The sequence below is a fragment of the Demequina lutea genome, from assembly GCF_013409005.1.
Lineage (GTDB): Bacteria > Actinomycetota > Actinomycetes > Actinomycetales > Demequinaceae > Demequina > Demequina lutea.
This window is the reverse complement of the sequence record NZ_JACBZO010000001.1, coordinates 1,498,813-1,523,801: the sequence shown is the minus strand read 5'-3', so window position 1 is coordinate 1,523,801 and position 24,989 is coordinate 1,498,813. Positions and strand designations below refer to the sequence as shown.

Genomic DNA, 24,989 nt, shown 5'->3' with positions numbered 1-24,989 from the left:
GATGCTTCTGCGCCGTCAGGCTTGCGCGCCTGGCGCCGACGCGTCCCTCGCGATTGCTCCCAAGACGCCGTTGACGAAGGTCGGCGAATCGTTCGTGGACAAGTCCGCGGCGAGGTCAACGGCCTCGTTGATAGCGACGGCGGCTGGCACCTCGTCGTTGAAGACGATCTCCCACGTCGCGACCCTCAACACCGCTCGGTCAACGGCGGGCATGCGGTCCATCGTCCATTCCTTGGCGGCTTCCGAGATCAGCGCGTTGATGCTCAGCCACTGGTCAATCACACCACGGACGATGTCGATGCCGTATTGAGGCACTGGCGTCTCGCGCCCTGACATCGCGATGCGCTCCGCAAGGACGTCGGAGAGGTTCGCGCCGCGTTGATCGGCCTCGAAGAGGATGTCGATTGCCCTCTTGCGTGCCTTGGTGCGTGCTGCCATGGGTGATTCCTCGCATTCTGTACGGGAGAACGCTACGCCACGCTCACTCGGCGTCCGGACAATACTCCCATCGCGCGCCCGCGACACGCGGCTTCACGATCAGGACTCGTACTGCCGATGACGGGTGGCCCACAGCACTGACGACTACTCGGGATTGACCAAGAGGCCTTGGTCGTCCATTCGACTCTGCAAGGCACCGGGTTCAACCCACAAGACAAACGGCAGCCCCAAAGTGGGCGCAAAGATCTTCACACCGGGCGGCGCGTCATTTGCCCTGAGCCAGGACACGTATACGAAGTCCATACCGTTCGGCGGGTGGAGCGAATCGACCTTCTCGAAGGAGTGAGGATCTCCCCCGAAGACCACGAAATTTCCGAGTTCATCCATGTTCGTGTCGATTCCCGCGACCTCACCCTTGGGCAAGATTTGGATGCCCAGGGCGCTCGAAATCGGGTCTCGCGCTCCCAGCCCAATGTCGACGCCCTGAACGTCCTGGGCAATCGACAGCCATATCCACAGAATTGCAAGCGTGGGAACCACCCACACCCTGATGAACCCGAGCGCGAGCAGCAAGAAGGTGAGGGCAATGCCTGTCAGAACGATCACGTCCCACGACTGGTCTCTACCATTGGCGTAGGCGTCGAGCCTCAGCCAGGGCGTGATACCCAACACGTGCACGTCGACCCAACGCATGCCTTTCGGCATTGATGGCACGGTGATGAACAGCATGGTCAGCCCGGAAATGACCGACACGCCCAACGCGAGGGCCGACATGAGGGGCCACCTGATCCGGACCAAGATCGCCAGGCCGACTACCGCGAGAATCGGCCACCACTGGTCCATATAGCGGCCGTAGAACCACGGGTCCATGCGCGTAAGACCCGCATGAGGATCGAGCTGCACCGTCGAGACAATGAGCCCGATCGGCACCCCCAGCATGACGAGAGAGGTCATGCCGCCCCGACGTCGCCACCTGAACATTGCCATGGCACCCAAGACAGCGACGGCGGGCCAGGCGACGGTTCCGTACCAGATCTGTCCGACTGCACTCGCAAGCGATGCCCCCAGATCACGTCCAGCCAGATTGCCGAACGCACTTCCGACACGCAGGTCGCTGCCTACCACGGCGTGCGCCACGCCTAGATAAAGCAGATACGCGCCAAACGCCGCCACCAGAGCAGATGCGCCGGCAAGTATTGCCCGCTTGGGGTCGCGTCGCAGTAGCAGCAAAGCCCATAGGCCCGCGGCCACGGCCGTTCCCACTCCCCTGCCATGGGCAAGCACCACCGCGCCCACCGCCGCGCCAAACAAGAGCGCATCTACGGATCTTCTCCGCCTCCACAGCCGATCGGCCACCACCACCAGTGTCGCCGTGGCGAGTAAGAGGGCCGACTCCGACAAGAGGAAGTTCGCTAGCAACGACCGCGCCGGTGCCATGATCACCAGCGCGGACACGATCACTCCAGCGGGGCGGGACAGCCCCGCGCGTTCCGCGATCGCTGACAGTGGCCAGATCGAGAGGAGTGAGAGGGCGACCGTGATCCAAATGCCAACCTGGTAGACGACGATGGCGCTGTGAGTGAACCACCACGTCGGAGCCATCAGAATCGCCAGACCGGGCATGAAGCCTCCGCCTGACAGCGGCCAGCTACCTGAAAGGCCGGCGATGACCCGGGAGTTTCCCACCATCACGATTTCGTCGAGAGGAATCGCAGGGAACCGGGCGCTCCATGCGACGACCACATAGAGGGCCGCTGCAACGGCAACGGCAACGACCGCCAACCACCACGACGGCTGCCAGACGAAGTCCTTGCGCCGAGTCCAAATCGAGCGGTACCACGGCGCGCCCAAGGACACCTCTGGTGACGCGCTCACCGGCGCTCACACGCAAACAGCCGAAGCGTCGCGTCGGAATCCCAGAGGCGCATGGCGCGTTCTAGTCGTTCACTCGGCCGAGGTAGTCACCGGTGCTCGTGTTGACCTTGACCTTGGTGCCGACCTCGAGAAAGAGGGGAACCTGGATCTCTTTGCCCGTCTCGAGCGTCGCGGGCTTGGTGCCCCCGCTCGATCGGTCACCCTGGAGGCCCGGCTCGGTGTAGGTGACCTCAAGAACGACGGACGCGGGCATCTCCACAAAGAGCGGGTTGCCGTTGTGCGTGGCAATGAGGACCTTCTCGTTTTCGAGCAGGAAGTCCTTCGCGTCACCGAGAACGATCGGCGTGATGAGCACCTGATCGAAGGTGTCCGGGTCCATGAAGATGTAGTCGGTGCCGTCGTTGTACAGGTACTGCATGTCTCGGCGGTCGACGGTCTCAAATTCTAACTTGGTGCCGGCGTTGAACGTCTTGTCGACCACCTTGCCGGTCATCACGTTCTTCATCTTCGTGCGCACAAAGGCACCACCCTTGCCGGGCTTCACATGCTGGAAGTCGATGATCGTCCAGAGGTTGCCGTCGAGGTTGAGCACTGAGCCGTTCTTGATGTCGTTCGAGGTCGCCACGATGTTCCTTGCTTTTGTTTCAAAAGGCCGTCGGCAAGTCTAGCCGACGCGGTGGGCCACGGCCTGAAGCGCGAGCCGGTAGGAGTCGACACCCAGGCCCGCTATGGTTCCGGTTGCCACACCGGAGATCACCGAGGCGTGCCGAAACTCCTCACGAGCGTGCGGGTTGGTCAGGTGCACCTCGACGAGTGTGAGGCCCGCCGCCGTCACGAGGGCGCACGCATCACGTAACGCGTACGAGTAGTGCGTGAAGGCAGCGGGATTGAGAATCACGTGCCAACCGTTGTCGACCGCCTCATGCATCCAATGCACCAGGTCGGTCTCGTCGTCGGACTGGCGAAGCGTGGCCTCGAGGCCCACTTCAGCTCCCCACTCCATCACCAGCGCCGCCAGCTCATCGTGGGTCGTGGAGCCGTACTTCACGGGCTCACGCGTGCCGAGACGCCCCAGGTTGGGACCATTGACGACGAGGACGTTGTTCATGGCGTCAGCCTAGCGTCGGCCGCCGAGACGCCGCCCATAGGCGCGCGACTACCGCGAGACGGCGTCGTAAGCCGCGACCAGGAGAGATGGATCGGGCCCCTCGAGACGCTGGGGGTTCCCGATGCCGTGCAAGATGACGAAGCGCAGCAGGTCTCCCCTGGTCTTCTTGTCCCGCTTCATGGCGGCGTACAACGCGTCCCACCGGCCCGCCTGATACGTGGTGGGCAACCCAATAGAGCCCAGAATCGCCCGATGCCTGTCAACCTCGGCATCGGACAGCTTGCCCACGAGCCTGGCCAGTTCCGCCGCGTAGACCATCCCCACCGAGACCGCGGCGCCATGACGCCACTGGTAACGCTCGGTGTACTCGATCGCGTGGCCAAAGGTGTGGCCGTAATTCAGGATCTCCCTCAGGAATGACTCCTTGAGGTCCGCGGCGACCACGTTGGCCTTCACGGTCACCTTGCGTGCGATGAGCTCCTCGAGCACCGGCAACGCGCCCGGGTCCACAAAACGCATGTCCGCACCCGAGTGGCCGCGCGCGCCCGACTGCTCGGACGAGGCACCCAGAAGGCCCGCATTCGCCTCGACAATGTCCAGGATGCCCGTATCCGCGATGAACCCGCCCTTGATCACCTCGGCCATGCCCGCGACGAGGTCGTGTCGCGGCAGGGTCAATAGCCTCTCCGTGTCGCACCACACGCTGAGGGGTTCGTGAAAGGCCCCCACGAGGTTCTTGCCCTCGAGCGTATTGATGCCCGTCTTGCCTCCCACCGAGGCATCGACCATCGCGAGCAAGGTGGTCGGCACCTGAATGACGTCGATCCCCCGCAACCACGTGGCGGCAACGAAGCCCGCGAGGTCCGTGACGGCGCCGCCGCCAAGACCCATCACGAGGTCGGAACGCGTGAAGTCCGACCTTCCAAGCACCTGCCAGCAGAACGCCATCACCTCGGCCGTCTTGCCCTGCTCGGCGTCGGGGACCTCCGCACGCACGGGCGTGATCCCCCGTGCCTCAATCGCACGGCTCAGCGCATCCGCGCGAGTCGTCATCGCCGCCGAATACACGATCAAGGCCTTGGAGACTCGCTCGGGAATCGAGTCGACGATGGCGTCATCCAGCCCCCTACCCACCGTCACGTCGTAGGGGCGCGCGGTTGCGAACGTGATCGTGGTCATGACGACACTCCCGCCACGGCGGCGGCGATTTCTCGCGCGATGTCCCGCGGCTTGCGGTCGTCCGTCAGCACAGTCATCGTCGCAAACTCCTCGTAAATGGGGCGGCGGGCCGCCATCAGTGCCAGCCACTGTTGGCGCGGGTTCCCGAGCAGAAGTGGCCTGGTTGCGTTGAGGCCAACACGCGGGACGACGGCCGTGAGGCTCACGTCGAGAAACACGACGGTTCCCCCGCTCGCCTGATAGCTCCTGAGCGCGGACTGGGTCGCCGCCGCGAGTGGCGCCCCGCCGCCAAGGCTCAGCACGCCGGAGTGTTCCTCGAGCGCGCGCCCGACCGCAGCGACCTCAAGTTCCCTGAAGTGCGCCTCGCCACGATCCACGAAGATCTCGGCCACCGTAGTTCCCTGCGATGCCTCGATGTCGGCATCGGTGTCACGCAGTCGCTCCCCCAACAACTCGGCCAGCGCGGCGCCTACGGACGACTTGCCCGCACCGGGCGGGCCCATGAGGACGACGCGGGGCGCAATCAGCGTGGTTGGCATCAGCGCTGGGTCGCGGGAATCGCGGCCAGGTAGGACGCAATGTTTCGTCGCACCTCGCCCACGGAGTCTCCGCCAAACTTCTCGAGAATGGAATCGGCAAGCGTCAACGCGACCATTGCCTGCGCCACGACGGCGGCGGGGGCCACGGCACACACGTCGGATCGCTGATGTTGGGCCTTCGCGGCCTCGCCGGTCGATGTGTCGATCGTGTCAAGCGCCCGTGGCACCGTGCTGATGGGCTTCATCGCAGCACGGGCACGCAAGGGCTCGCCGTTCGTCATGCCACCCTCAACTCCGCCTGCACGGTTGGTGCGACGCACCACCTTGCCGTCACGATGCTCGATCTCGTCGTGGGCCACGGACCCCCGGCGAGCGGCCGTCGCGAATCCATCGCCAATCTCTACACCCTTGATCGCCTGGATTCCCATGAGTGCGGCAGCCAGCTTCGCGTCGAGACGGCGATCCCAGTGCACGTGACTACCGAGCCCCACCGGAAGACCGTATGCGACCACCTCGACCACGCCGCCGAGCGTGTCGCCGTCCTTTTGGCACTGGTCGATCTCAGCAATCATGGCGGCCGATGTCGCGGGATCGAAACAGCGAATCGGATCCGCGTCCAAGACGGCGCCCGCGTCGGGACCCGGCAGCGGGGCGTCGTCCGGTACCCGAATGGGGCCCACCTGAAGAGTGTGAGACACGAGCGTGATCCCCGCGGCCTGCTCAAGGAAAGCCTCGGCCACAGCACCGAGTGCGACCCGCGCCGCAGTTTCGCGAGCGGAGGCACGCTCAAGAATGGGCCGCGCATCATCGTGCGCGTACTTGGTCATTCCCACCAGGTCGGCGTGACCGGGGCGGGGCCTCGTCAGGGGCGCGGCACGGCCACCCTCGAGTTCGCTCGGGTCCACCGGATCCGCGGACATGACGCTCTGCCACTTCGGCCACTCGGTATTACCCACCATGATCGCGATCGGACCACCCTGCGAGATGCCGTGACGCACACCGCCGAGGATGGTGACCTGGTCCTGCTCGAACGCCATGCGGGCACCCCTGCCGTACCCGAGGCGCCGCCGCGCGAGCGCCGACTGCACTTCGGACGTGGTGATCTCTACTCCGGCGGGCAGCCCTTCGAGCGTGCCCACCAGTGCGGGACCATGCGATTCACCTGCGGTAAGCCATCTGAGCATGAGCGCCATTCTTCCATGCTCCAGGCACCCGGGGGCCCGGGCGCCACCAGCGCGGAGTGGGAATCAACCCGCAGGAGCAGCCGGCAACACGGGAGTAAATGGGTTGCGATCGGTGGTCGGCAACCCCGGCGCACCCGGTAATACGGTCGGACCTGTCGTAGGCGTCGGACCTGTCGTAGGCGTCGGCGTCGGACCTGTCGTAGGCGTCGGCGTCGGACCTGTCGTAGGCGTCGGTGCGGTAGACGTAGTTTCGGTAGACGTAGGCGCGGTCAATACCACCACGTATCCCTGGAGAAAGAGTTGAACGTCTCCGCTCACAGTCGCCGGGCGGCCACCGCTCGCAGGTGCGTCAGGCTGAGTCACAACATTGAAGGAATACACAAGGAACAACCGTCCGTCGGTCCCCTCCATCGAGGCGATGAAGGCCCGCGCTGCGTCATAGGTACCCACTACGGTCAAATCGAGCGGTATACCGATGAGAGACTGCCCAGATGCGGTTGCCAAGGTCGTCGCAGCCTTCGTAGAAGCCGCTGAATCGGCGCTAGGGCTAGGCGTAGCGGTAACGGAACCGCTCGTAGACGTGCTGCTCGTAGACGTGCTGCTGGAGGTAGCGGCTGGCGGGGTCACAATGGAAGGCGACCCTGATGCGATTGACATGATCGTCACACCGCTCGTTGTGGCACGATCCGCGACGACTCGCCGGAACGAAGCAGCATCTTCGGTAGTCGGCACCTGCACCGAGACGTCCTTCAGTTTGGCGCGCGTCGCGTCGAGATTGTCGAACTGAGTGCTGAGAGTCTTGAGTTCCTGCGTCAGGGTCGCCGTGCGGCTGTTTTCGGACTCAATGTTGGCGCGGATGTCGGAGGTCGACGCAACGGTGGGGCTGATGAACAAGAACCATCCCACGATCGCGATCAAAACGGCGACCACAACTGTTGCACCGATCCATGCCTTGAGACTTTGGCCCATGTCACTGCTCCGTCACGAATTGATTGGCGAACGCGTCCGGCGTTACTTTGAACGTCGCTGTCACGGCGTAATAGGTGGTTCCGTTATCTGCGTTGAGCTGAACGCTCGAGACGTTCACGTCAGCAATGCCCTTGAGTGCAGACAGGGCGTCTTGCCAGTCGGAGACCGCCCCAAGCGTTAGTGCCTTTCCGTTGAGGCTCACCAGACCCACCGTTCCCGGCGTGTCGAGCGGCCCAGCCGCGTAGGTTTGCGACCCAGTCCACACCGTGTCTTCTGACACGACAAGAGCATCAATCGAGGCTTCGAGCGGCGTCGCCGAGGAGATTGCGGCTAGGTAAGGAGACCACAGCACCTCTGTCGACATTGCGACCGTACGGGCTGATTCGCGTGCCTTCAGTTCCTGAAGGACCTTCGGGGCTTCAGCGTATTTTGCCTGCTCATGGAGCAGAGAATCGTTCCTGGCCTGGATGTCGGCCAACTCCGATTCCGCGGACTTCTTTTCCCACGACACCGAAACCGCGGAGACCATGGTCAAGAGCACCACTACGAGCACTGCCAACGCCAACCACGCCCTCGCGAAGGCGACCCTGCGCCTGGCGCGCACGTCTGGCGGCAGGAGGTTGACTTGGGGCAAACGCGGGGCGCCGGGTACCGGCGCCTGCTGCATCGTCGTGTCGGTCATGATGCCACCGCCAGGGCAAGTCCCACGGCCACGGCCATGGTCACGGGAGCCGAGATATGAACTTGAGCCTTGCTCTCGATGCTCATCCCCGCGAGCGGGTCACCAAAGGTCACGGCGATCCTTGCCGCGTTGGACAGTAACTGCGGTAGGCCACCCAATTGCGCACCCCCTCCGGTAAGAACAACCATGTCAATGGCCGCACCGGGATTGTTGGATTGGTGGTAGACAAATGTGTTGCGGATCGAGTCGACGAGATTGCGATTGACCTCGTTGATCGCTTCGTGAGCTAGTGCCCACTCCTGCGGAACCTGCGCAGAACTGGCGATCTGCCGTTTTAGACCTTCGGCATCGGCAATAGGAATGTTCATTTGGCGCGACACCGCATTTGTCACGTCGCGGCCGCCGTTGGGAATGACTCGGACCATCCGCGGTACTCCTCTGGCGGCAATCGCGACGGTCGTCATCGAACCACCAATGTCGACCACGGCCACCACGTTCTCTTGCCGCGAACTCACCTTCGCCGAACGCAAAAGCGCCAATGCGTTGAGGTCAACAACCTGCGGGTGTAACTTTCCGCGCTCCGCCGCGGCAACGTTCGCGCTCACGGACCTCTTGGTGGCCGCTACGAGTAAGCCACGAACCATTTCCCCCGCCGGCCCATCGAATCGAGAGCCCGGATAGAAATCCAAGATTGCCTCATCGACAGGCATCGGGAGCATCTCCTGCACCTGGAACGGCAACGACTGACGCAATTGGGCCATGGGCATAAACGGCACGTCAATCTCGCGTACCGCCGTGGTAATAGCCCCCATGCCCATGACCACGTTGCGCGACGAGAACTTCGATTCATGCCACAGGCGCTGAATTGCTGCGCTGACCACCTCAGTAGATACCACCGAGGCGTCTTCTACGGCGCCGGGTGCGAGCGAAACCTCGCCATAGGAAACGAGCGTTGCACGTCCCGAGCGTGCTTCCTGCTCGACTTCGGCCGCACGGACCATCGTCGTGCCGATGTCAAGTCCAATGACGCGAGACTTTGCCATTGCCCATCCCTTTCTACTTCAACTGTCAGCAGCACCGTGGGCGCTACTCACCACCGTTTCATCGGCACTTCGCGCCCGAACCTCAAGCATTCCGTCAAACAATCAACGACAGGTATGCCTGCCACAGCGATTCACCCCACACCACACCGACGGCTGAGCCGACGATCATCCAAGGTCCAAAAGGGACGCGGCTCTTGCGCGTTGCCCCACGCAACAACATCAGTCCCACTGACCACACTGCCCCAAGAAGGAAAGCTGCAAAGGCCCCGACGACAAGCGAACCCACACCCAACCACCCGAGATAACCCCCCAGCACGCCCGCAAGCCTCACGTCCCCCCAACCCATGCCACCAGGTTTCAAGGTCGCGAGGAGCGCATAAAGCGCCCAAAGCGACGCCATGCCGATGGTAGCCCGGGCGCCGTCGGCCAGGCTCGTCGGACCCAAGGCAATCGCGAGAGAGATCAAAACCCCACCGACCACGTAGGACGGAAGGATGATGACGCTCGGCAGTCGCTTCACGTCGAGGTCAATCATGGCAAGCGCGATACCTATGGCGGCGAAGTACCACCACGCGGGCCAGGCCCACGGATCATGAGGGAAAAGGAGGACCACGACTACAAAGGCGGCCGCCGTTCCCGCCTCGACGAGCGGGTAGCGGGCGGAGATCGGCGCTTTGCATGCGCGGCATGCTCCCCGCAGCAGCAACCACGACACGATCGGCACGTTGTCACGAGGCAACACGTTTGCCCCACATTTGGGACACGCACTGCCGGGCCTAACCAACGACTTGCCGCGTGGAACCCTCCAGATCACCACATTCAGGAAGGACCCGAAGATCACACCCAGTATTCCTGCGATGACGTACATCACGCTTCCGGCGCTCAGTTGGTCAACTCCCAGTAGCCGCCAAGTGCTGACGGACTAGTGATGGGGGGTGCATTCCACTTCTGACCCACCGCCGTGGGGCTACAGGGTTCCATCACGATCGTTGTATAAGGGTGAGTCGTCTTGCCGTTGTCAAAGCTGGGCCCAAGGTCCATGCATCTTCCGAAGGCGTCCTTAAACAGGTAGGAGGCGTCATATGTGCTCATCTTCGCAACCCGCGTCCACTTCTGGTCCTGCCGCGCGGGTGAGCAACTCTTGAAGGTTGGAAAACCATCTTTGGCATCGACCGACGTGAGGCAATACTTGTTAGCCGTGTTGTTGTCAACATAAACGTAAATTTGCGTTGCCTGGGTTCCAAGTCCACTCGCAGGCTCGTCATAGTGCCACTTCTGGTTCCATAGCACCCCTTTTTGGTTGGGGTTCGGGTCCTGTTTGCACTGAAAGACGATCATCTGCTCAATATTGATGACCACGTCGGTCACGTCCGCACAGCGACCAAACTCTTGGTAGCTCACGATCTCGTTGGTGGCTTTGCCCGCGGCTCCGGCACCGATTCGTGGATCGGGGTTGAACGCGCTCCATTCTTGGATGTTGTCCCCGCCCGTCGATAACTGCAGGTAGGACGACCCCGCATTCACGACACCGGTTCCCGAACTCATGTAATACGAAGACTGGGTGAAGTCGCTGTTCTCACCCCTCCAAGTGGATTGACCCTCCCAACTCCACAGTTGGTTGTATCCATTTGGATCCGTGGACTTTAGGCACGGTTGAAGCGTGATCTTGGTGGCGCCTGCCCCTGGGGCTCCGGTCATGCACAAGTTGGGCAATCCGGAGGTGGGCACGGTGCTGTACGCCAACTTGATCGTGTAGTCGTCGGCGTAGATCCACATTTGCTTTGCTTGATCTAGATTGCCGTCAAGACACTTTGCCGCATCGACGTACTGCACCTCGGCCCCCGCCTCGAGCTTTGTCGCCTGAAGGCAGAACCTGGCGGGATTCGTGGTGCCGTCGTAGGTCTTAATGAAGCCCCCAGGGATGTTGGTGTTGGTGATTTGAAACGCGTACACGGCCTCGACAGTACGCTGGATATTTCCCGACACGTTTTGGACTACAAGCCCAGTGCCCGTGGACGTGATAAGAGCGTATGTGGGTGCTTGCGACGGACCCACGCCCGGGCTGCAGGACAACTTATTCGTAGACGATTGCCGCCAGGCATCGTCCTGCGTGGTGGGGTTCTGGGTGTAATAGGAAATCGCCACCGAGTAGCCTAACGCGGAACTGCCGCTACCCACAGTGCCTTGTGATGAGCATGGGAGCTGCCTCGTATCGCCATAGACGTTGCCCGTACCGTCGGCGCTCCCAGCCGCCGCACGAATCTGACCCACCACGACGTTGATTCCCGTCTCAGCTGCGTACACCGTTCGCGTGGTTGCCTGTTCAAGTCGAGTGGGAGTGATCTGAGACATGATCACACCCAGCATGACGATGGAGAACATCGCGGTGACAAGAATTGCCAGCAGTGCCGTGATCATGGCAAAACCCGAATCGTCGGAGTCGCGCATGCGCCGCGTGCGGATCGACAAGAAACTCTTCATCATGGTCGACTCATTCCTGCCGTGCACACGAGGTCGCTCTTCGACGCGGACGAACTGTTGCGAGCAATAAAGGTGGTCTCCTGGTCCGCCAACTGCGCTCCGGCGGGGCCTTTCACCGTCAGGTGAACGGTCAAGGACTGGCGCAATACGGTGCCAACTGCAGGAGTGAGCGTAAAGGGCGACGCGCCGCCTCCTGCCTGCACGTTCCACGACACGCCGTGCCAGGCCGTGGGCGCACTTGTGCCGTCCTCAGTCCACGTGCGAGTCGAAAGCACATGGGTATTGGGGTCGAGGCGCCACTGATAGCACATAGGGAACGCCTTTTGGGGAAGGTCGGTTGCTTCGAACTCCGCGTACCACGCTCCCGACGCTCCCTGGCCGGGAGTGTTGATCGACGACGCGTAGCGTACCTCGTGATCCAGAACGTTGAAGGTCGCCCGCAATGCGTCCGACGCATCAACCGAACCCTGGGCTTGTACCGTGGTCTTGGACATGGAGATCAGTGCGGAGAAATAGATCGCGAGCACGATGGTGAAGATCGACATAGCTACCACGAGTTCGATGATGGTGAGGCCCGAGTCGTCGGACTCTTCGCGACGGAGTGCGGCGCGAAGGCGAGTTAGGAGTGATGACATGGGGAGACTCACCCACCCCACCCGTACGACTTGGCCACGTCGTAGGTGATCTGTGTCGTAGAGGTCGCCCCGTCGGACTTCCGCGTCACCGTGTAGCTGGCGGTGCAGTTCTTCGTACCACTCGTGGTGTCGGCCGAGTCGAGGTAGAGCAACGCATACCCTTTGGCGAGGTAGTTGCTCCAGTAGGGCTCGACCTGGTACCACCTGCCACAGTTGCTTTTGATGGAGCCAGCCGTCACTGTGTACCCGCTGACTTTGCTCCAGTCCGGCAGGTCGTTGGAGGAAATCTCGATGGTCTTCACATACCTATCGGAGATACTCAATCCATACGGCTGGTCGTCGGGATTGGCTTGGAAGACCGATGCTGGAGCCTCGACTCGAATCACGGCATTGGCGGTGTTGTCACTCGTGCGCGCGCCGAGCACGACCTTGAACGGGAACGTCCATTCCCCCGCCTTGCCTGCCGGGGGCTGGAACTTGATAATGGTGCCCGTCGCGGTGCCTCCCGTGTAGGGATTTCCATCGATGAGCAACGACCCGGTGCCCGGCGAGGGTAGTCCCGTCACTGTGATCTGCGTCTCGGCGGGGTTGGTGCCACGGAGTTGGCTCGAGATGTCGGTCCACGTGGCCGTGGTGCTGTACGGCAGGACCATCGTGAAGTCCTGCGCCGTCAAGGGGTCGACCTTGACCGTTGCAGTCACCGCTTGGCTTGACTGGCCAGCGGCATCGGTGAACTTGTACGTGAAGGTGTCGGTGCCGGGGTCGCCAGGCGTATACGTCACCGTGGTGCCTGACACCGAGATCTTCGCACCCGGCAGGTATGGTCCGCCAGTGATCTGAACTGCAGTGGGCGATCCGAGGTCGTTCGCCAACACCGGGAGCACCTTGGGTATGCCCTGGCTCGCGGACAGAGCAGGGTCCGCCACTGCCTTGGGATGCAAGGTGATGGTGACCGTCGCCGACGAAGATGCGCCGGTGCGATCAAACACTGCGTACTTAAACGTGAAGATGCCCGACACCCAACCGCCCAACGCCGAACCACCAGGCGTTGCGGGAGGGGGGGTGTACACAAGGACGCCGTCTGAGGGGTAGGTGACACTCCCGGCCGTCGAATCGAGTTCACTTCCAGGTACTTTTTGAACCGGAATGCTCCGCACCGATCCAAGGATGTCGTTGTCCATCACGTGAAGGCTATAGGTGGGGTTGCCCGCTACCGGGTCGTAGGCATAGTCGGGATCGTCGACGGCCACGGGCCTGCTCACGCGGCTCCACGCGAGGTCGTTCGATGGGTCGACGAGCGTGGAAACGTTGTACGAACAGATACCGCCTGTCGCATCACATTCGCCGCCGATGGGCTTCCACCTCACCACGACGATGATGCGTAGTTCCCTCGAGACACCAACCCCCCCTGCGGCGGGTTCGGTTGAGTAGCCACCGACCTTGGTGCACGGCTGGGCGGCGCCGGCGACCGCGGGGCTCCGGTAGCACGACCCGATGAGGGTATAGACGTCATAGGTCGTGTTGTTCGCAGCGCTCACGGTATCGAAGACCTTGACATCACCCGCGCCCGTGGCCCCATGGGGATCGGACAGAGGGTAAGTGTCCGCCACCCCGTCGACTCCGGCAAACTTTGAGAATGCGTCGTTGACCTCGGCCGCAGAACGCCCAATCACGAGTCCGGACACTCCGGCGATGGGGCTCAAGTGTGGATCAATCGTAAACGTATGCTCCATGGCCGACGTTGCGATCGCCACGGCCCGCTGTTGGCGGGAGAGGTTGGAAGTGGTCTGCATGCCGTTGATGAAGAAATAGAGCGCGCTGGTGGCGACGATGCCAAGAATGACGATCGCGACAATTACCTCGACGAGGCTGAAGCCATCATCGTGGTGGCGGCGCTGTGCTCTCATGGCATGGGCCTCCTTCTCTGGCCAGAAATACCTGTGGGCGGCGGGTGGATTGCACTCTACTGTGCAACCCGCCCACCGCCATCAGTCAGATGACCGCAGTCAAACTACTAGCAGGTCGTAACACTTCCGCCCTGCAGACCGCCATCGGCGGACTTGTAAACCCAGCTGTGGCTCGCGTCGGCGTTCGCACCCAGGATGCAGTAGTGGTCGGACGTGAGGGTGTAGGTCAGCGAGACGCCGGGAGACGTCTTGATCGGCAACGACTTGAATTTCGCATTGGTTGCGGGGTAGGCCTGGTTGTTCACATACCAGGACTCAACCTCGGTCGCCGCAGAGCGCAGGTCCGACTTGATAGCCGAGTCGTGTGCCGACTTGCGCTGGTTCAGGAAGATCGGGATGGCGATCGCGGCAAGAATGCCGATGATGATCATGACGACCAGCAACTCAATGAGCGTGAAGCCGTCCTGGTCCTTGCGTTCACGAATGCGTGCGAGCATGGTGTTTCTCCTTGTTGATATTCTAAGTAATGTTTTAGTACGCCGCGAACGGCGGTTCCCCACCTCCCGAAGAACTCTCCGCGAAGGTAAAGACTATTTGACGAGATTGAAGATAGAGAATATGGGCATGTACAGACCGATCACCATAAATCCAATGATCGCGCCCAATACGGCAATCATGAGAGGCTCGATGAGGCTAGTCAAGGCCTCTGTGGTCGATTCCACTTCCTGGTCGTAGAAGTCGGCGATCTTGTCGAGCATCTGGTCGAGTTGGCCGGTGTCTTCACCCACGGCCATCATCTGCACCGCCATGGGTGGAAAGATGGGGTGTGCGGAAAGCGGCTTGGCGAGAGAGTTCCCCGACCGCACCGACTCCCCTACGGCTCTCGTGGCGTTTTCGACCACAATATTGCCGCTGGCCTCGCCGACGATTTCGAGCGATTGCAGAATGGGAACACCCGCGCGGAGCATGGCTCCAAGGTTCCGCGTGAATCGGGCAAGCGCGACCTTCTGCACCAAACCCCCGAATATGGGTGCCTTGAGGTACAGCGGCTCCACGACCTGGCGGAAGCCCCTCTTCCGCTTGTTCGCCCTCCACAGGTAGACGCCCGCGAAGATGACTACGACGAGCGGGATGGCGCCAACCTTCAACCCATGGGACATCGCGACCAGTATCCGCGTCAGGAGCGGAAGCTGACCGCCGAGCGACGCGAACAGGTTTTGAAACGTGGGCACGATGAAAAGCAACATGCCCACGACCGCGAGAATGGCGATGGCGAACACCACCGTGGGGTACGCCATGGCGGACTTGATCTTGCCGTGCAACTTGACCTCGGCCTCAAAGTTCGTGGCCACGGAATCGAGCACGGAGTCCAAAAACCCACCCACCTCTCCGGCACGCACCATGTTGATCATGAGCGGAGGGAACACCTTGGGGTGACGACCGATAGCCGCGGAAAGGGAGCGTCCGCCCTCAACATCCGCGCGGACATCCAAAATCACCCGGGACAGCGCCGGATTCTCCGTCTGTTCCGCAAGAATGGTTAAGGAGCGCAAAAGGGACAATCCGGCCGAAATCATTGTCGCTAACTGGCGCGCCATTACCGAAATGTCCTTGAGAGAAACCCGATCACTGAACCCCGGGATCTTAATCTCGGTCTTGAGTCCGGTGGTCTTGATCTCGTTAATCGAGATCGGCGCAAGTTTCAAGTCCCTGAGACGGCTGGCGACCGCCGCCTCCGATGAGGCCTCAATTGACCCCTTCTGGACCCTGCCCTGAGCGTCGCGAACGGAATACTCGAACTTCTTGACAGCGGCCATCGTTACCTCGCCATCCCCACGTGTTTACCGGACAGGCGCCGGAACTCCTCGACCGAGTGACACAACTCAAGCGCGGCCTCATACGAGACCACATTGCGCTTGACGAGATCGGCAAGGTTCTGGTCCATGGTCTGCATACCCAGGCTCGCTCCCGCCTGTAGCGCGGTGTAGATCTGGTGGGTCTTACCCTCACGGATGAGGTTGCGGATCGCCGGAGTAGCCAACAGCACTTCTGTGGCGGCCACACGGCCAGGTCCATCCTGACGGCGCAACAGGGCCTGGCACACGATGCCCTGGATTGCGGTCGCCAATTGCGTACGAATCTGCCCCTGCTGGCCAGCCGGAAACACGTCGATGATGCGGTCAATCGTCTGTGAAGAATCCTGGGTGTGGAGCGTAGCGAATACGAGGTGGCCGGTCTCGGCGGCCGTCAGCGCCACCTGGATGGTCTCGAGGTCCCGCATCTCGCCGATGAGGATGATGTCGGGGTCTTGTCGCAACACGTGCCGCAATGCGCGCTCGAATGAAAGGGTGTCCGTACCCACTTCACGCTGGTTCACGATCGACCGCTTGTGACGGTGGAGGAACTCGATGGGGTCCTCGATGGTCACGATATGTGCGCTGCGCGACTTGTTCGCCGCGTCAACCAACGACGCAAGCGTGGTGGACTTTCCCGAACCCGTGGGACCGGTGACGAGCACGAGACCTCGCGGCAGTTGGGCCAGGCCCGCCACGATGGGGGGGATTCCGAGCGCCTCCAGCGACTTGATCTCATACGGAATGACACGGAAGACCGCACCCGTCGAGTCGCGCTGCCGGTACAGGTTGACGCGGAAGCGCGCCTCCCCGACCAGCGCGTGCGAGAAGTCGAGTTCCAGTTCCTCTTCAAACTTTTCCCGCTGCTTCTGCGTCAGCATCGAGTACAGCGACCTCCGCAAACTGTCGGGCTTCAACACGTTCATTCCAGGAAGCGCCGCAAGCTGCCCATCAAGCCTGACCATCGGCGGAGCGCCGGTGGTCAGGTGCAGGTCCGATGCTCCCACCCGGAGCATCATGCGCAGCGCGTCCGAAACGTCGAGATCCCCTGGCTGCATCTCCTGCGCGCTGCCGATGCGGGCAGGCTTGGACATCGTCGAAATCCCAGGCGCGGTTGCCGCCGCCGATTGCTTAGTCGATTGACTCGGCTGAGTCGGCGCGGGCGGTGGAGGCGGTGGAGGCGCCGCAATTGCGGGGCCAACAGGCGGTGCTCCCATGGGCGCACGGTCCTGAACCGGCGCCTGGGGCGCGTATCCGCTTCCCTGCCCGCCCGCCGAAGGAGCCGAACCCCACTGGGAAGGTGCCTGTCCGCGCCCGTCGTCTTGAATGCTCATAGCCAGTGCCCTTCGCAAACTCTCGAGACCGCGGTCATCACTTCACTACCCTCAGCAGCTCTTCGAGGGAAGTGAGGCCATCTTGGGTCTTGGCCCAGCCGTCCATCAAAAGGCTCTGCATCCCGCCGCTTGCGGCGGCCCTGGCGATCTCCGCCGACGACGCGCGCGTCACCGCAAGCCGCTCGATCTCCTCGTTGACCACCATCACTTCGTGGAGCGCCAGGCGACCCCGATACCCCGTTTGCGAGCAGTGAGAGCACCCCACGGGAAACCACAGGTTCAGCACGGGAGTGGAGATTGCACCACGCAACCGCTCCGGCACCGCCGCCGCATCGATCTCCCGCTCCTCGCGGCACTGGGGGCACAGTCGTCGCGCCAAGCGCTGAGCCACGACGCAGTCGATCGCCGAGCCAACCAAGAACGGCTCAATACCCATCTCGATCAGTCGAGTGATCGCGCTGGGCGCATCGTTCGTGTGAAGCGTGGACAAGACGAGGTGGCCGGTAAGGGCCGCCTCGATCGCGATTTGCGCGGTCTCACCGTCACGAATCTCACCGAGCAGCACGACGTCCGGGTCCGCACGCAGAATGGATCGCAGCGCGGCGGCGAACGTCATCCCCGCTTTGGGGTTGACCTGGACCTGGTTGATGCCGGGAATCCGGTACTCGACGGGGTCCTCGACCGTGATCACGTTGATCTCTGGCCGCGCGATCTGATTCAGGGTGGCGTACAGCGTGGTCGACTTACCCGAACCCGTAGGGCCCGTCACGAGGATCATGCCGTAGGGCTTCGAATACGACTCCGCAAAGAGCTTGCTGTTGTCATCGCTCAGGCCCAAGTCCTCGAGCGCCATCGTCGCGGTCGCGTTGTCCAGGATACGCATCACGACCTTCTCGCCCCACACCGTGGGCAAGGTGGCAACACGTAGGTCGACCTTTCGCCCCTGGTGGGTCACCGAAAGGCGGCCATCTTGAGGCTTCCTGCGCTCCGCAATGTCGATCTCTGAGATGATCTTGATGCGGGAAATCATGCCGTTCTGGGTAGCCTTCGGAGCCCGCTGCATCTCGTGCAACACGCCATCGATGCGATAGCGGATGCGAACGTGGTTTTCCGCGGGCTCGACGTGAATGTCTGATGCCCTGTCCTGGATCGCCTGCGAGATAATCAGATTCACGAACCGGACGATCGGCGCATCGTCCTCGATGACCGAGCCCATCGAGGCCAGGTCCATCTCTCCCGGCTCGTTGCCGATCTCGCCCTGCAAGTCCTCCAGCTCGGCATCCGAGCGGCAATAGCGATCGATCGCGGCCAATACATCATCGTGAGTAGCGACCACGGGAACAACGTGGAGCCGGGTGATCGCCTGAATGTCGTCAAGGGCCATCACGTTCGCGGGGTTCGACATCGCGACCTTGAGGGTGCCTTCCGAAACACTAATCGGGAGGGCCGTGTGCCTGCGGCACATCGCCTCGGGGACCATCGCCACCGCTACACGGTCGATCGGAAAGTTGCCGAGTTCGACGAATTCCATACCCACTTGCTGTGAAAGGGCGCGCACCAACTGAGGCTCTGAAATCATGCCGCGTTCCACGAGCGTGCGACCAAGGGTCTGCCCGCGTGCGCGCTGCTCGTTGACGGCTTCCATCAACTGGTATTCAGTGAGGACACCGTCAGCGATCAGAATCTCGCCCAGTAGTTGCACTCCGCCTCCAAGGGGATGGTGACGCTCCCGTACATCAGGAGCCGAACATAACATCGGCACAAACTGTAGGAAAAGTAACTATGAGTTAGTCAACACCTTGGCCAGCGCCAAATCCATTGCCTCGACAGGGGCACTCTGACCGGTCATCAGCCGCACTTGCTCCCCCGCCTGGTGCAGCAACATGCGCACGCCCGACACGGACACGCCACCTAGCTCACCCCACGCGAGGCTCAACGGGGTGCTGACGGGTACGTACACCGCGTCCAGGAGGACACCACGGACACGAGTGCCGCTCTCGTGGATCCGCGCCGCGAGGGCTGCGCCGGCCTCCGCGGGAACCGTCGACATGACGGCGTCCGCTCGGCTGAGCGCCGCGAGGCCCTCTTGAGAGGCAATGTTGAGGAAGCGCGGCTTCACACCCATCCGAGATGCCGCCCTCATCAGTGCGCCGGCGCGCGCCCTGTCTCGCAAGAGCACGTACGGAGCCGTCGCACCCATCGAGGCAAGCGCCGCCACGGCGGAGGTCGCAGTGGCCCCCCCGCCAACGATGACGGCCTCGCCCACTCTCACGGCGTCGGCTTCGGCGAAGGCGGCCACCATTCCGTGGATGTCCGAATTGGCGCCGACCCAGTGCCTGTATTCGCCCTTGCCCGCAGGCACGAGGGTGTTGACGGTGCCCAAGAGCTTCGCTTGCGGTTCAACGAAGTCGGCTAGCCGCGCCGCCTCCGCCTTGAGTGGCATTGTGAGAGAAAAGCCCACCCATTCGTCGCCGCGTGACGACAGGAACGTCGCCAAGTCCGGCGTGTCGACGTCAATCGCCTCGTACGACCAATCGAGGCCGAGCACAGCATAGGCAGCGAGATGAAGGACGGGCGAAAGCGAATGGGACACCGGGTGGCCCAGTACCGCCGCCCGAGGCATCAGCCGGTTGCCTTCGGTTGGGCCGCAATCCACGCGTTCATCTTCTGGACGTTCTTCAGGTGCTCAGGGAGCGTCGCCGCGTAGGCGGTCTCGCCCGTGTCCAGGTTGACCGTCACGAAGAACAGGTAGTCGTTCTGAGCGGGAGTGACCGCCGCCGCGATGGAAGCCGCGCCCGGTCCGGCGATGGGCCCTGGCGGTAATCCCGTGTACATGTAGGTGTTGTACGGGGAATCGGTGGCCCGGTCCGCATTGGTCGTGAAGGGGCCCGGGCTCGGTGCGACAAACTTGACGGTCGAGTCCAGCTCGAGCTTCATGTTCTTGGCGAGCCTGTTGTAGATCACACCCGCGATCAGCGGCCGATCGACGGGGAGCTTCGCCTCGCGTTCGACGAGGGAAGCAACAGTGAGGATCTTCTCCCGATCGGCGGCGGCCACATGCTGGGCGTCCAACTGCTTGATGGTCTCCGCGATCATGGTGGATAGCGCCTGAGCCGGAGTCACACCCGGGTTGAACTCATAGGTCGACGGGAACAGCCAGCCCTCAAGGTTTCCGTTCGCCTCAGGTGGAAGACCCAGAGCAGCAGTGTCCTTCGCCGCCGCCTTAACAGTGGCGAGGTCCTTTCCGGTGACATCGACGATCTTCTGATAGTAGTAGTCGACCGTATGGCCCTCGGGAATGGTGATCGTGCGCAATTCCTTGTTGGTGGGGTCGAGGAGCGCCGCAAGCGCGTAGTCGGCCTTCATTTCTCGCTGGAGCAAGTAGTACCCGGGCTTGATTCCTGCGGAGTCAGGGTTCTTTGCCGCGGCCTCAAGGAACGCCTCGCGTGAGGCTGTGACTCCCTGGTTGTACAGCGTTGTCGCGATCATGGCCCCCGTGTCACCCGGATTGATGATGACCTGAACGGTGCCCTGACCCGCGGTCGTGTAGTCCTGGGCGACGGTGGTGTTGCTGACGAACGTGGTGTCCCAATAGTTTTTCGCGATCGAACCCGCGATAGCCACGAGTACGAGGCCCACCGAAACGAAGACGAGCAGCCACTTGCGTCGGTTCGCACGGCGCTGCTGACGCTGCAAGCGTCGCAAGTCGAGTGAGGTGGTGGTCGTCACCTCAGCTTCAAATAGGTCAGTCATGGTTCTCCTCGCGGGCCACTTTCATGGCCACTGTACCCAGATTCCCCCGCCGAGCCGCATCCAAAGCCGTGTCAAGGATCACGACAGCCGCAGCTTGGTCGATGCTCGAGCGTTGGCTCTTGGCGCTTCGTCCCGCCTCACGCATGTTTCGGGAAGCCGACACGGTAGACATCCGTTCGTCCACCAAACGCACGGGGATGCCCGTGCGTTCCTCCAACTGCGCCGCAAATGCGCGTGCGTCGACGGCTGAAGGCCCCTCTTCGCCGGACAAATGCAAAGGCAGGCCAACAAAGATTTCGATCGCGGCGCGCTCGGCCGCGAGGGCCGCGATGCTGGCGATCGCCGCCACATCCCTTGCGACTGTCGCCACCGGAAAGGCCATGATGCCGTCGGGGTCGCATGCGGCAACTCCGACGCGCACGGTCCCGACGTCGACTCCTAGACGCACGCCCCTATCCACGGCGCATTCCCTTATGCATGCCGCCCCTTATGCATGCCGCGCCCTAACCACGTGCCACCACAAGGTCCCGCACGGCGGTGATCGCGGACGGAATCGCCGCGGCATCGGTGCCTCCACCCTGAGCGAGATCCGGCTTGCCGCCGCCGCCGCCGCCGAGCGCAGTCGATGCCGCCTTGACGAGGTCTCCCGCCTTGAGCCCGCCCGTGCGTGCCGGTTCGTTGGTGGCGACGACCACGGCGGGCCGCCCGTCGATCGCGGCGACGAGCGCCACGACGGCAGGAGTGGCCTCACCGAGTCGTGCGCGCACGTCGAGAGCGAGTACTCGCAGGTCGTCTGCCGACGAGGCATCCGCCACGGTAGCGGCCACCAGGCGCGTGCCGCCCACAAGCTCAGCGGAGTCCGCAATGCCCGCAGCCGCACCCAAAAGTGCCTGCTGGCGCAACGCGCTGAGTTCCTTTTCTACTTGCGACAGTCTCTCGACCAACGCGCCAATGCGGTGGGTCAGGTCCTGCGGCTGAGTCTTGAGGGACGACGTGAGCTCGCTCACGATCGCACGCTCGGCCGCGAGGTGGCTGAAGGCATCGGCGCCGACGAGCGCCTCAATGCGGCGGGCGCCCGAACCGACCGAACCCTCGGACGTCACCGTCAACAGGCCGATCTGCCCGGAGTTGCCGACGTGGGTACCCGCGCAGAGTTCGCGCGAGAAGGGCCCGCCGATCTCGACCACGCGCACGCGGTCGCCGTACTTCTCGCCGAAGAGGGCCATCGCGCCGAGGGACTTCGCCTCGTCGAGCGACATGACCGTCGTGTCTACGGGGAGCTCTTCGCGGATCGCGTGGTTGGCGATGTCCTCGATCTCGCCGCGGGCGGCTGTCGACACGCCTTGGGTCCACGAGAAGTCGAGTCGCATGTAGCCGGGCTTGTTGTAGGAGCCCGCCTGGTTCGCCTGCCGGCCCAGCACCTCGTGGAGCGCGGAGTGGATGAGGTGCGTGGCTGAGTGCGCCTTCGAAGCCAGGCGACGGTTGACGGGGTCGACCTCGGCCGACACCAGATCGCCCACGGCGACGGTCCCCTCGCCCACCCGCACGGAGTGCACGATGACGTTCTTGACGGGGCGTTGCACATCGAGAACCTCGAGGGTCGCGTTGGGTCCCCTGATTTCGCCCGTGTCGGCGTCTTGACCGCCCGATTCCGGGTAGAAAGGGGTCTCGGCCAGAATGACCTCGACCGACTCGCCCACGGAGGCGGCGGGCACCGACACCCCATCCTTGATGACGGCGACGACCTTGCTGAGGACCTGCAGTTCTTCGTAACCGCGGAACACCGAAGGCGTGACGCTTGCGACCTCTTGGTACGCGCCAAAGTCGCCGTGCGCGCCCTTCTTGGACTTCGCGTCGGCGCGTGCGCGGTCCCGCTGCTCCTGCATGAGGGACCTAAAGGCACCCTCGTCTACCGAGAGGCCCTGTTCGGCCGCCATCTCGAGCGTGAGGTCGATCGGGAAGCCATAGGTGTCGTGGAGCGCGAACGCCTCGGCGCCACTGAGCTGGCGTCGGCCCGTGGACTTTGCGGTCGCGACGGCCGTATCAAGGATCGACGTGCCCTGCGTGAGGGTGCGGCTGAACGCCTCTTCCTCCGCCTTGGCAACGGCCCTGATGTGCTCGAAGTTCTTGTCCAGCTCGGGATACGAGGCACGCATCGCCTCGTAACTGGCCTCGATGAGCGGCACGAGGGAGGGTTCGTGAACGCCGAGCAGGCGCATCGAGCGCACGGCCCGCCGCATGAGCCGGCGCAGGACGTAGCCACGACCCTCATTACCGGGCGTGACGCCGTCGCCGATGAGCATGAGCGCGGACCGGACGTGGTCGGCGATCACGCGCAAGCGGACGTCGTCCTCGCCGTCGGTGCCATAGACACGGCCGGAGATCTCTTGCGCCTTTTCAATGACGGGAAAGACCTCGTCGATCTCGAAGAAATTCTCGACGCCCTGCTTCAGGAACGCGATGCGTTCGAGCCCAGCGCCGGTGTCGATGGCCTTCTGCTCGAGCTCGCGGATAAGCGGGTAGTCCTTGCCAGAACCGGGGCCGCGAAGGAACTGGTCGAACACCAGGTTCCAGATCTCGAGGTAGCGGTCGCCGCCGGGGTCAACCGTGCCGCCCACAGCATCGGGCCCATAGGCTGGCCCGCGGTCGTAGTGCCACTCGGCACATGGGCCGGCGGGTCCGGGCTGGCCGGTGTCCCAGAAATTCTCTTCACGCTTGAGGCGCACGATCTGGGCGGGGTTGACGCCCACGCCCGTGAGGTAGCCGAAGGCGTCCTCGTCCTCTTCCCAGATGGTGACCCAGAACCGCTCGGGCTCGAAGCCAAGCTTGCCTTCGGACTCGGGTCCCGTCAGGAAGTCCCACGCGAACCGAATCGCGCCTTCCTTGAAGTAATCCCCGAACGAGAAGTTGCCCAGCATCTGGAAGAAGGTGCCGTGGCGGGTGGTCTTTCCAACCTCCTCGATGTCCTTGGTGCGGATGCACTTCTGGACCGAGGCAATGCGCGGGTGCGGCGACGTCTCCGAACCGATGATGTACGGGATGAAGGGCACCATGCCCGCGACAGTGAACAGCAGTGAAGGGTCGGGAGAAACCAACGATGCCGACGGCACGACGGCGTGTCCCTGGGACTCGAAGTACTCAAGCCAGCGCTTGCTGATCTCCGCGGTACGCATCACTACCTCCACACAAGACAACGCCGTCGGCCCCCGACATGTGCCAGGGGCCGACGACGGTTTGGTCAAGTCGATCTGTTCAAGTCGATCTCTTGAAGTCTCCGACGAGACTAGTACGCCTTAGCGCGCGTAGAACTCGACGACGAGCTGAACTTCACAGATCACGGGGACCTCGGCGCGCTTGGGGCGACGCACGAGCCTTGCCGTGAGGCGCTCGAGCTCAACCTCAAGGTAGTCGGGAACCTCGGGAAGCAGGTCGCGGTGTGCACCGGCGGCCGCTGCCATGTAGGGCTCCATCGTGACGGCCTTGGCCTTGACCTGGAGGGTCTGGCCGGGGCTCACGCGGAACGAGGGGCGGTCGACGATCTTGCCGTCGACGAGGATGTGGCGGTGCAGCACCGTCTGGCGTGCCTGCAGGATGGTGCGGGCAAACCCGGAGCGCAGGACCAACGCGTCGAGACGCATCTCGAGCAGTTCGACGAACGCCTCACCGGTCAAACCCGGCTCCTTGCGAGCCTCTTCGTAGGTGCGCGTCATCTGCTTCTCGCGCAGGCCGTACTGGGCGCGCAAACGCTGCTTCTCGCGCAAACGCACCGCGTAGTCGCTTTCCTTGCGACGCGCCGTGCGGCCGTGCTCGCCTGGCGGGTAGGGACGCTTCTCGAAGTGCTTTACGGCCTTGGGGGTCAGGGCGATGCCCAGGGCGCGCGACAGGCGAACCTGGCGGCGCGCACGCTGTACTGAAGTCACAGATGTTCCTTAGGGATTGTGGACGCGCGAACACGTGTCCGTATGCCATACATATGAGAGTTGTCGCGGCGACAGCAGCCAACCGTCCG

At 62.9% G+C, this 24,989-nt stretch carries 23 protein-coding genes; 1 reads left to right on the top strand and 22 read right to left on the bottom strand.

The genetic code is table 11. From position 1 onward, the window contains the following. Positions 1 to 15: 15 nt before the first annotated feature. From nusB to aroC, 7 genes are all read right to left on the bottom strand, one after another. Complete coding sequence (gene nusB / locus BKA03_RS07395) at positions 16 to 438, bottom strand: transcription antitermination factor NusB (protein ID WP_179397776.1); 423 nt, start codon at positions 436 to 438, stop codon at positions 16 to 18. A gap of 144 nt (positions 439 to 582) precedes the next feature. Next, positions 583 to 2,313 (bottom strand): hypothetical protein, encoded by a 1,731-nt coding sequence (locus BKA03_RS07390; RefSeq protein ID WP_179397775.1) that lies wholly within the window; start codon positions 2,311 to 2,313, stop codon positions 583 to 585. Between the two features lie 61 nt (positions 2,314 to 2,374). Further along, positions 2,375 to 2,938 (bottom strand): elongation factor P, encoded by a 564-nt coding sequence (gene efp / locus BKA03_RS07385; protein ID WP_179397774.1) that lies wholly within the window; start codon positions 2,936 to 2,938, stop codon positions 2,375 to 2,377. Between the two features lie 39 nt (positions 2,939 to 2,977). After that, positions 2,978 to 3,421 carry a type II 3-dehydroquinate dehydratase gene (gene aroQ / locus BKA03_RS07380; RefSeq protein WP_179397773.1) on the bottom strand — a complete coding sequence of 148 codons (444 nt, stop codon included), beginning with the start codon at positions 3,419 to 3,421 and terminating at the stop codon, positions 2,978 to 2,980. Positions 3,422 to 3,469: 48 nt separating this feature from the next. Next, positions 3,470 to 4,600, bottom strand: a complete 1,131-nt coding sequence (gene aroB / locus BKA03_RS07375) for a 3-dehydroquinate synthase (RefSeq protein WP_179397772.1) — start codon at positions 4,598 to 4,600, stop codon at positions 3,470 to 3,472. Continuing rightward, complete coding sequence (locus tag BKA03_RS07370) at positions 4,597 to 5,139, bottom strand: shikimate kinase (protein ID WP_179397771.1); 543 nt, start codon at positions 5,137 to 5,139, stop codon at positions 4,597 to 4,599. The genes aroB and BKA03_RS07370 overlap by 4 nt, the downstream gene beginning before the upstream one ends. Then, positions 5,139 to 6,323: a chorismate synthase gene (gene aroC, locus BKA03_RS07365; protein WP_179397770.1), complete on the bottom strand. Its 1,185-nt coding sequence runs from the start codon at positions 6,321 to 6,323 to the stop codon at positions 5,139 to 5,141. The genes BKA03_RS07370 and aroC overlap by 1 nt, the downstream gene beginning before the upstream one ends. Before the next feature lie 475 nt (positions 6,324 to 6,798). Between aroC and BKA03_RS07360 the strand changes: the two genes are divergently transcribed. Beyond that, positions 6,799 to 7,110: a hypothetical protein gene (locus tag BKA03_RS07360; protein WP_179397769.1), complete on the top strand. Its 312-nt coding sequence runs from the start codon at positions 6,799 to 6,801 to the stop codon at positions 7,108 to 7,110. Between the two features lie 183 nt (positions 7,111 to 7,293). On the opposite strand, the gene BKA03_RS07355 is transcribed toward BKA03_RS07360, so the two are convergent. The 15 genes from BKA03_RS07355 to rpsD form a co-directional block, all read right to left on the bottom strand. Further along, the gene (locus BKA03_RS07355) at positions 7,294 to 7,974 is read right to left on the bottom strand and encodes a PilN domain-containing protein (RefSeq protein WP_179397768.1); all 681 of its coding nucleotides are present in this window, start codon (positions 7,972 to 7,974) and stop codon (positions 7,294 to 7,296) included. Then, positions 7,971 to 9,017 carry a type IV pilus assembly protein PilM gene (gene pilM, locus BKA03_RS07350; protein ID WP_179397767.1) on the bottom strand — a complete coding sequence of 349 codons (1,047 nt, stop codon included), beginning with the start codon at positions 9,015 to 9,017 and terminating at the stop codon, positions 7,971 to 7,973. Before pilM ends, BKA03_RS07355 begins: the two co-directional genes overlap by 4 nt. Before the next feature lie 94 nt (positions 9,018 to 9,111). After that, on the bottom strand, positions 9,112 to 9,885 hold the full coding sequence (locus tag BKA03_RS07345; RefSeq protein ID WP_179398144.1) for a prepilin peptidase: 774 nt from the start codon (positions 9,883 to 9,885) through the stop codon (positions 9,112 to 9,114). 14 nt (positions 9,886 to 9,899) lie between these two features. Further along, a complete protein-coding gene (locus BKA03_RS07340) occupies positions 9,900 to 11,501 on the bottom strand; it encodes a hypothetical protein (protein ID WP_179397766.1) in 1,602 nt (533 codons plus the stop codon). Next, positions 11,498 to 12,133 carry a PilW family protein gene (locus tag BKA03_RS07335; RefSeq protein ID WP_179397765.1) on the bottom strand — a complete coding sequence of 212 codons (636 nt, stop codon included), beginning with the start codon at positions 12,131 to 12,133 and terminating at the stop codon, positions 11,498 to 11,500. The genes BKA03_RS07340 and BKA03_RS07335 overlap by 4 nt, the downstream gene beginning before the upstream one ends. An 8-nt stretch (positions 12,134 to 12,141) precedes the next feature. Next, a complete protein-coding gene (locus BKA03_RS07330; RefSeq protein WP_179397764.1) occupies positions 12,142 to 14,040 on the bottom strand; it encodes a type IV pilus modification PilV family protein in 1,899 nt (632 codons plus the stop codon). A 107-nt stretch (positions 14,041 to 14,147) separates the two neighbouring features. Further along, entirely contained in the window at positions 14,148 to 14,537 is a 390-nt protein-coding gene (locus tag BKA03_RS15550; RefSeq protein ID WP_179397763.1) for a type II secretion system protein, read from the bottom strand. Positions 14,538 to 14,630: 93 nt separating this feature from the next. Continuing rightward, complete coding sequence (locus tag BKA03_RS07320) at positions 14,631 to 15,857, bottom strand: type II secretion system F family protein (RefSeq protein ID WP_179397762.1); 1,227 nt, start codon at positions 15,855 to 15,857, stop codon at positions 14,631 to 14,633. Positions 15,858 to 15,859: 2 nt separating this feature from the next. Next, positions 15,860 to 16,987, bottom strand: coding sequence for a type IV pilus twitching motility protein PilT (locus BKA03_RS07315; protein WP_306457094.1), 1,128 nt, complete (start codon positions 16,985 to 16,987; stop codon positions 15,860 to 15,862). A 277-nt stretch (positions 16,988 to 17,264) separates the two neighbouring features. Continuing rightward, complete coding sequence (locus tag BKA03_RS07310) at positions 17,265 to 18,929, bottom strand: GspE/PulE family protein (RefSeq protein WP_179397761.1); 1,665 nt, start codon at positions 18,927 to 18,929, stop codon at positions 17,265 to 17,267. A gap of 78 nt (positions 18,930 to 19,007) precedes the next feature. After that, on the bottom strand, positions 19,008 to 19,850 hold the full coding sequence (locus BKA03_RS07305; protein ID WP_179397760.1) for a shikimate dehydrogenase: 843 nt from the start codon (positions 19,848 to 19,850) through the stop codon (positions 19,008 to 19,010). Beyond that, a complete protein-coding gene (gene mltG, locus BKA03_RS07300; RefSeq protein ID WP_179397759.1) occupies positions 19,850 to 20,980 on the bottom strand; it encodes an endolytic transglycosylase MltG in 1,131 nt (376 codons plus the stop codon). The genes BKA03_RS07305 and mltG overlap by 1 nt, the downstream gene beginning before the upstream one ends. Next, a complete protein-coding gene (gene ruvX / locus BKA03_RS07295; RefSeq protein ID WP_179397758.1) occupies positions 20,973 to 21,440 on the bottom strand; it encodes a Holliday junction resolvase RuvX in 468 nt (155 codons plus the stop codon). Before ruvX ends, mltG begins: the two co-directional genes overlap by 8 nt. A gap of 43 nt (positions 21,441 to 21,483) precedes the next feature. Further along, positions 21,484 to 24,153 (bottom strand): alanine--tRNA ligase, encoded by a 2,670-nt coding sequence (gene alaS, locus BKA03_RS07290; protein WP_179397757.1) that lies wholly within the window; start codon positions 24,151 to 24,153, stop codon positions 21,484 to 21,486. A 120-nt stretch (positions 24,154 to 24,273) separates the two neighbouring features. Continuing rightward, on the bottom strand, positions 24,274 to 24,900 hold the full coding sequence (rpsD, locus tag BKA03_RS07285; protein WP_179397756.1) for a 30S ribosomal protein S4: 627 nt from the start codon (positions 24,898 to 24,900) through the stop codon (positions 24,274 to 24,276). Positions 24,901 to 24,989 lie beyond the last annotated feature (89 nt).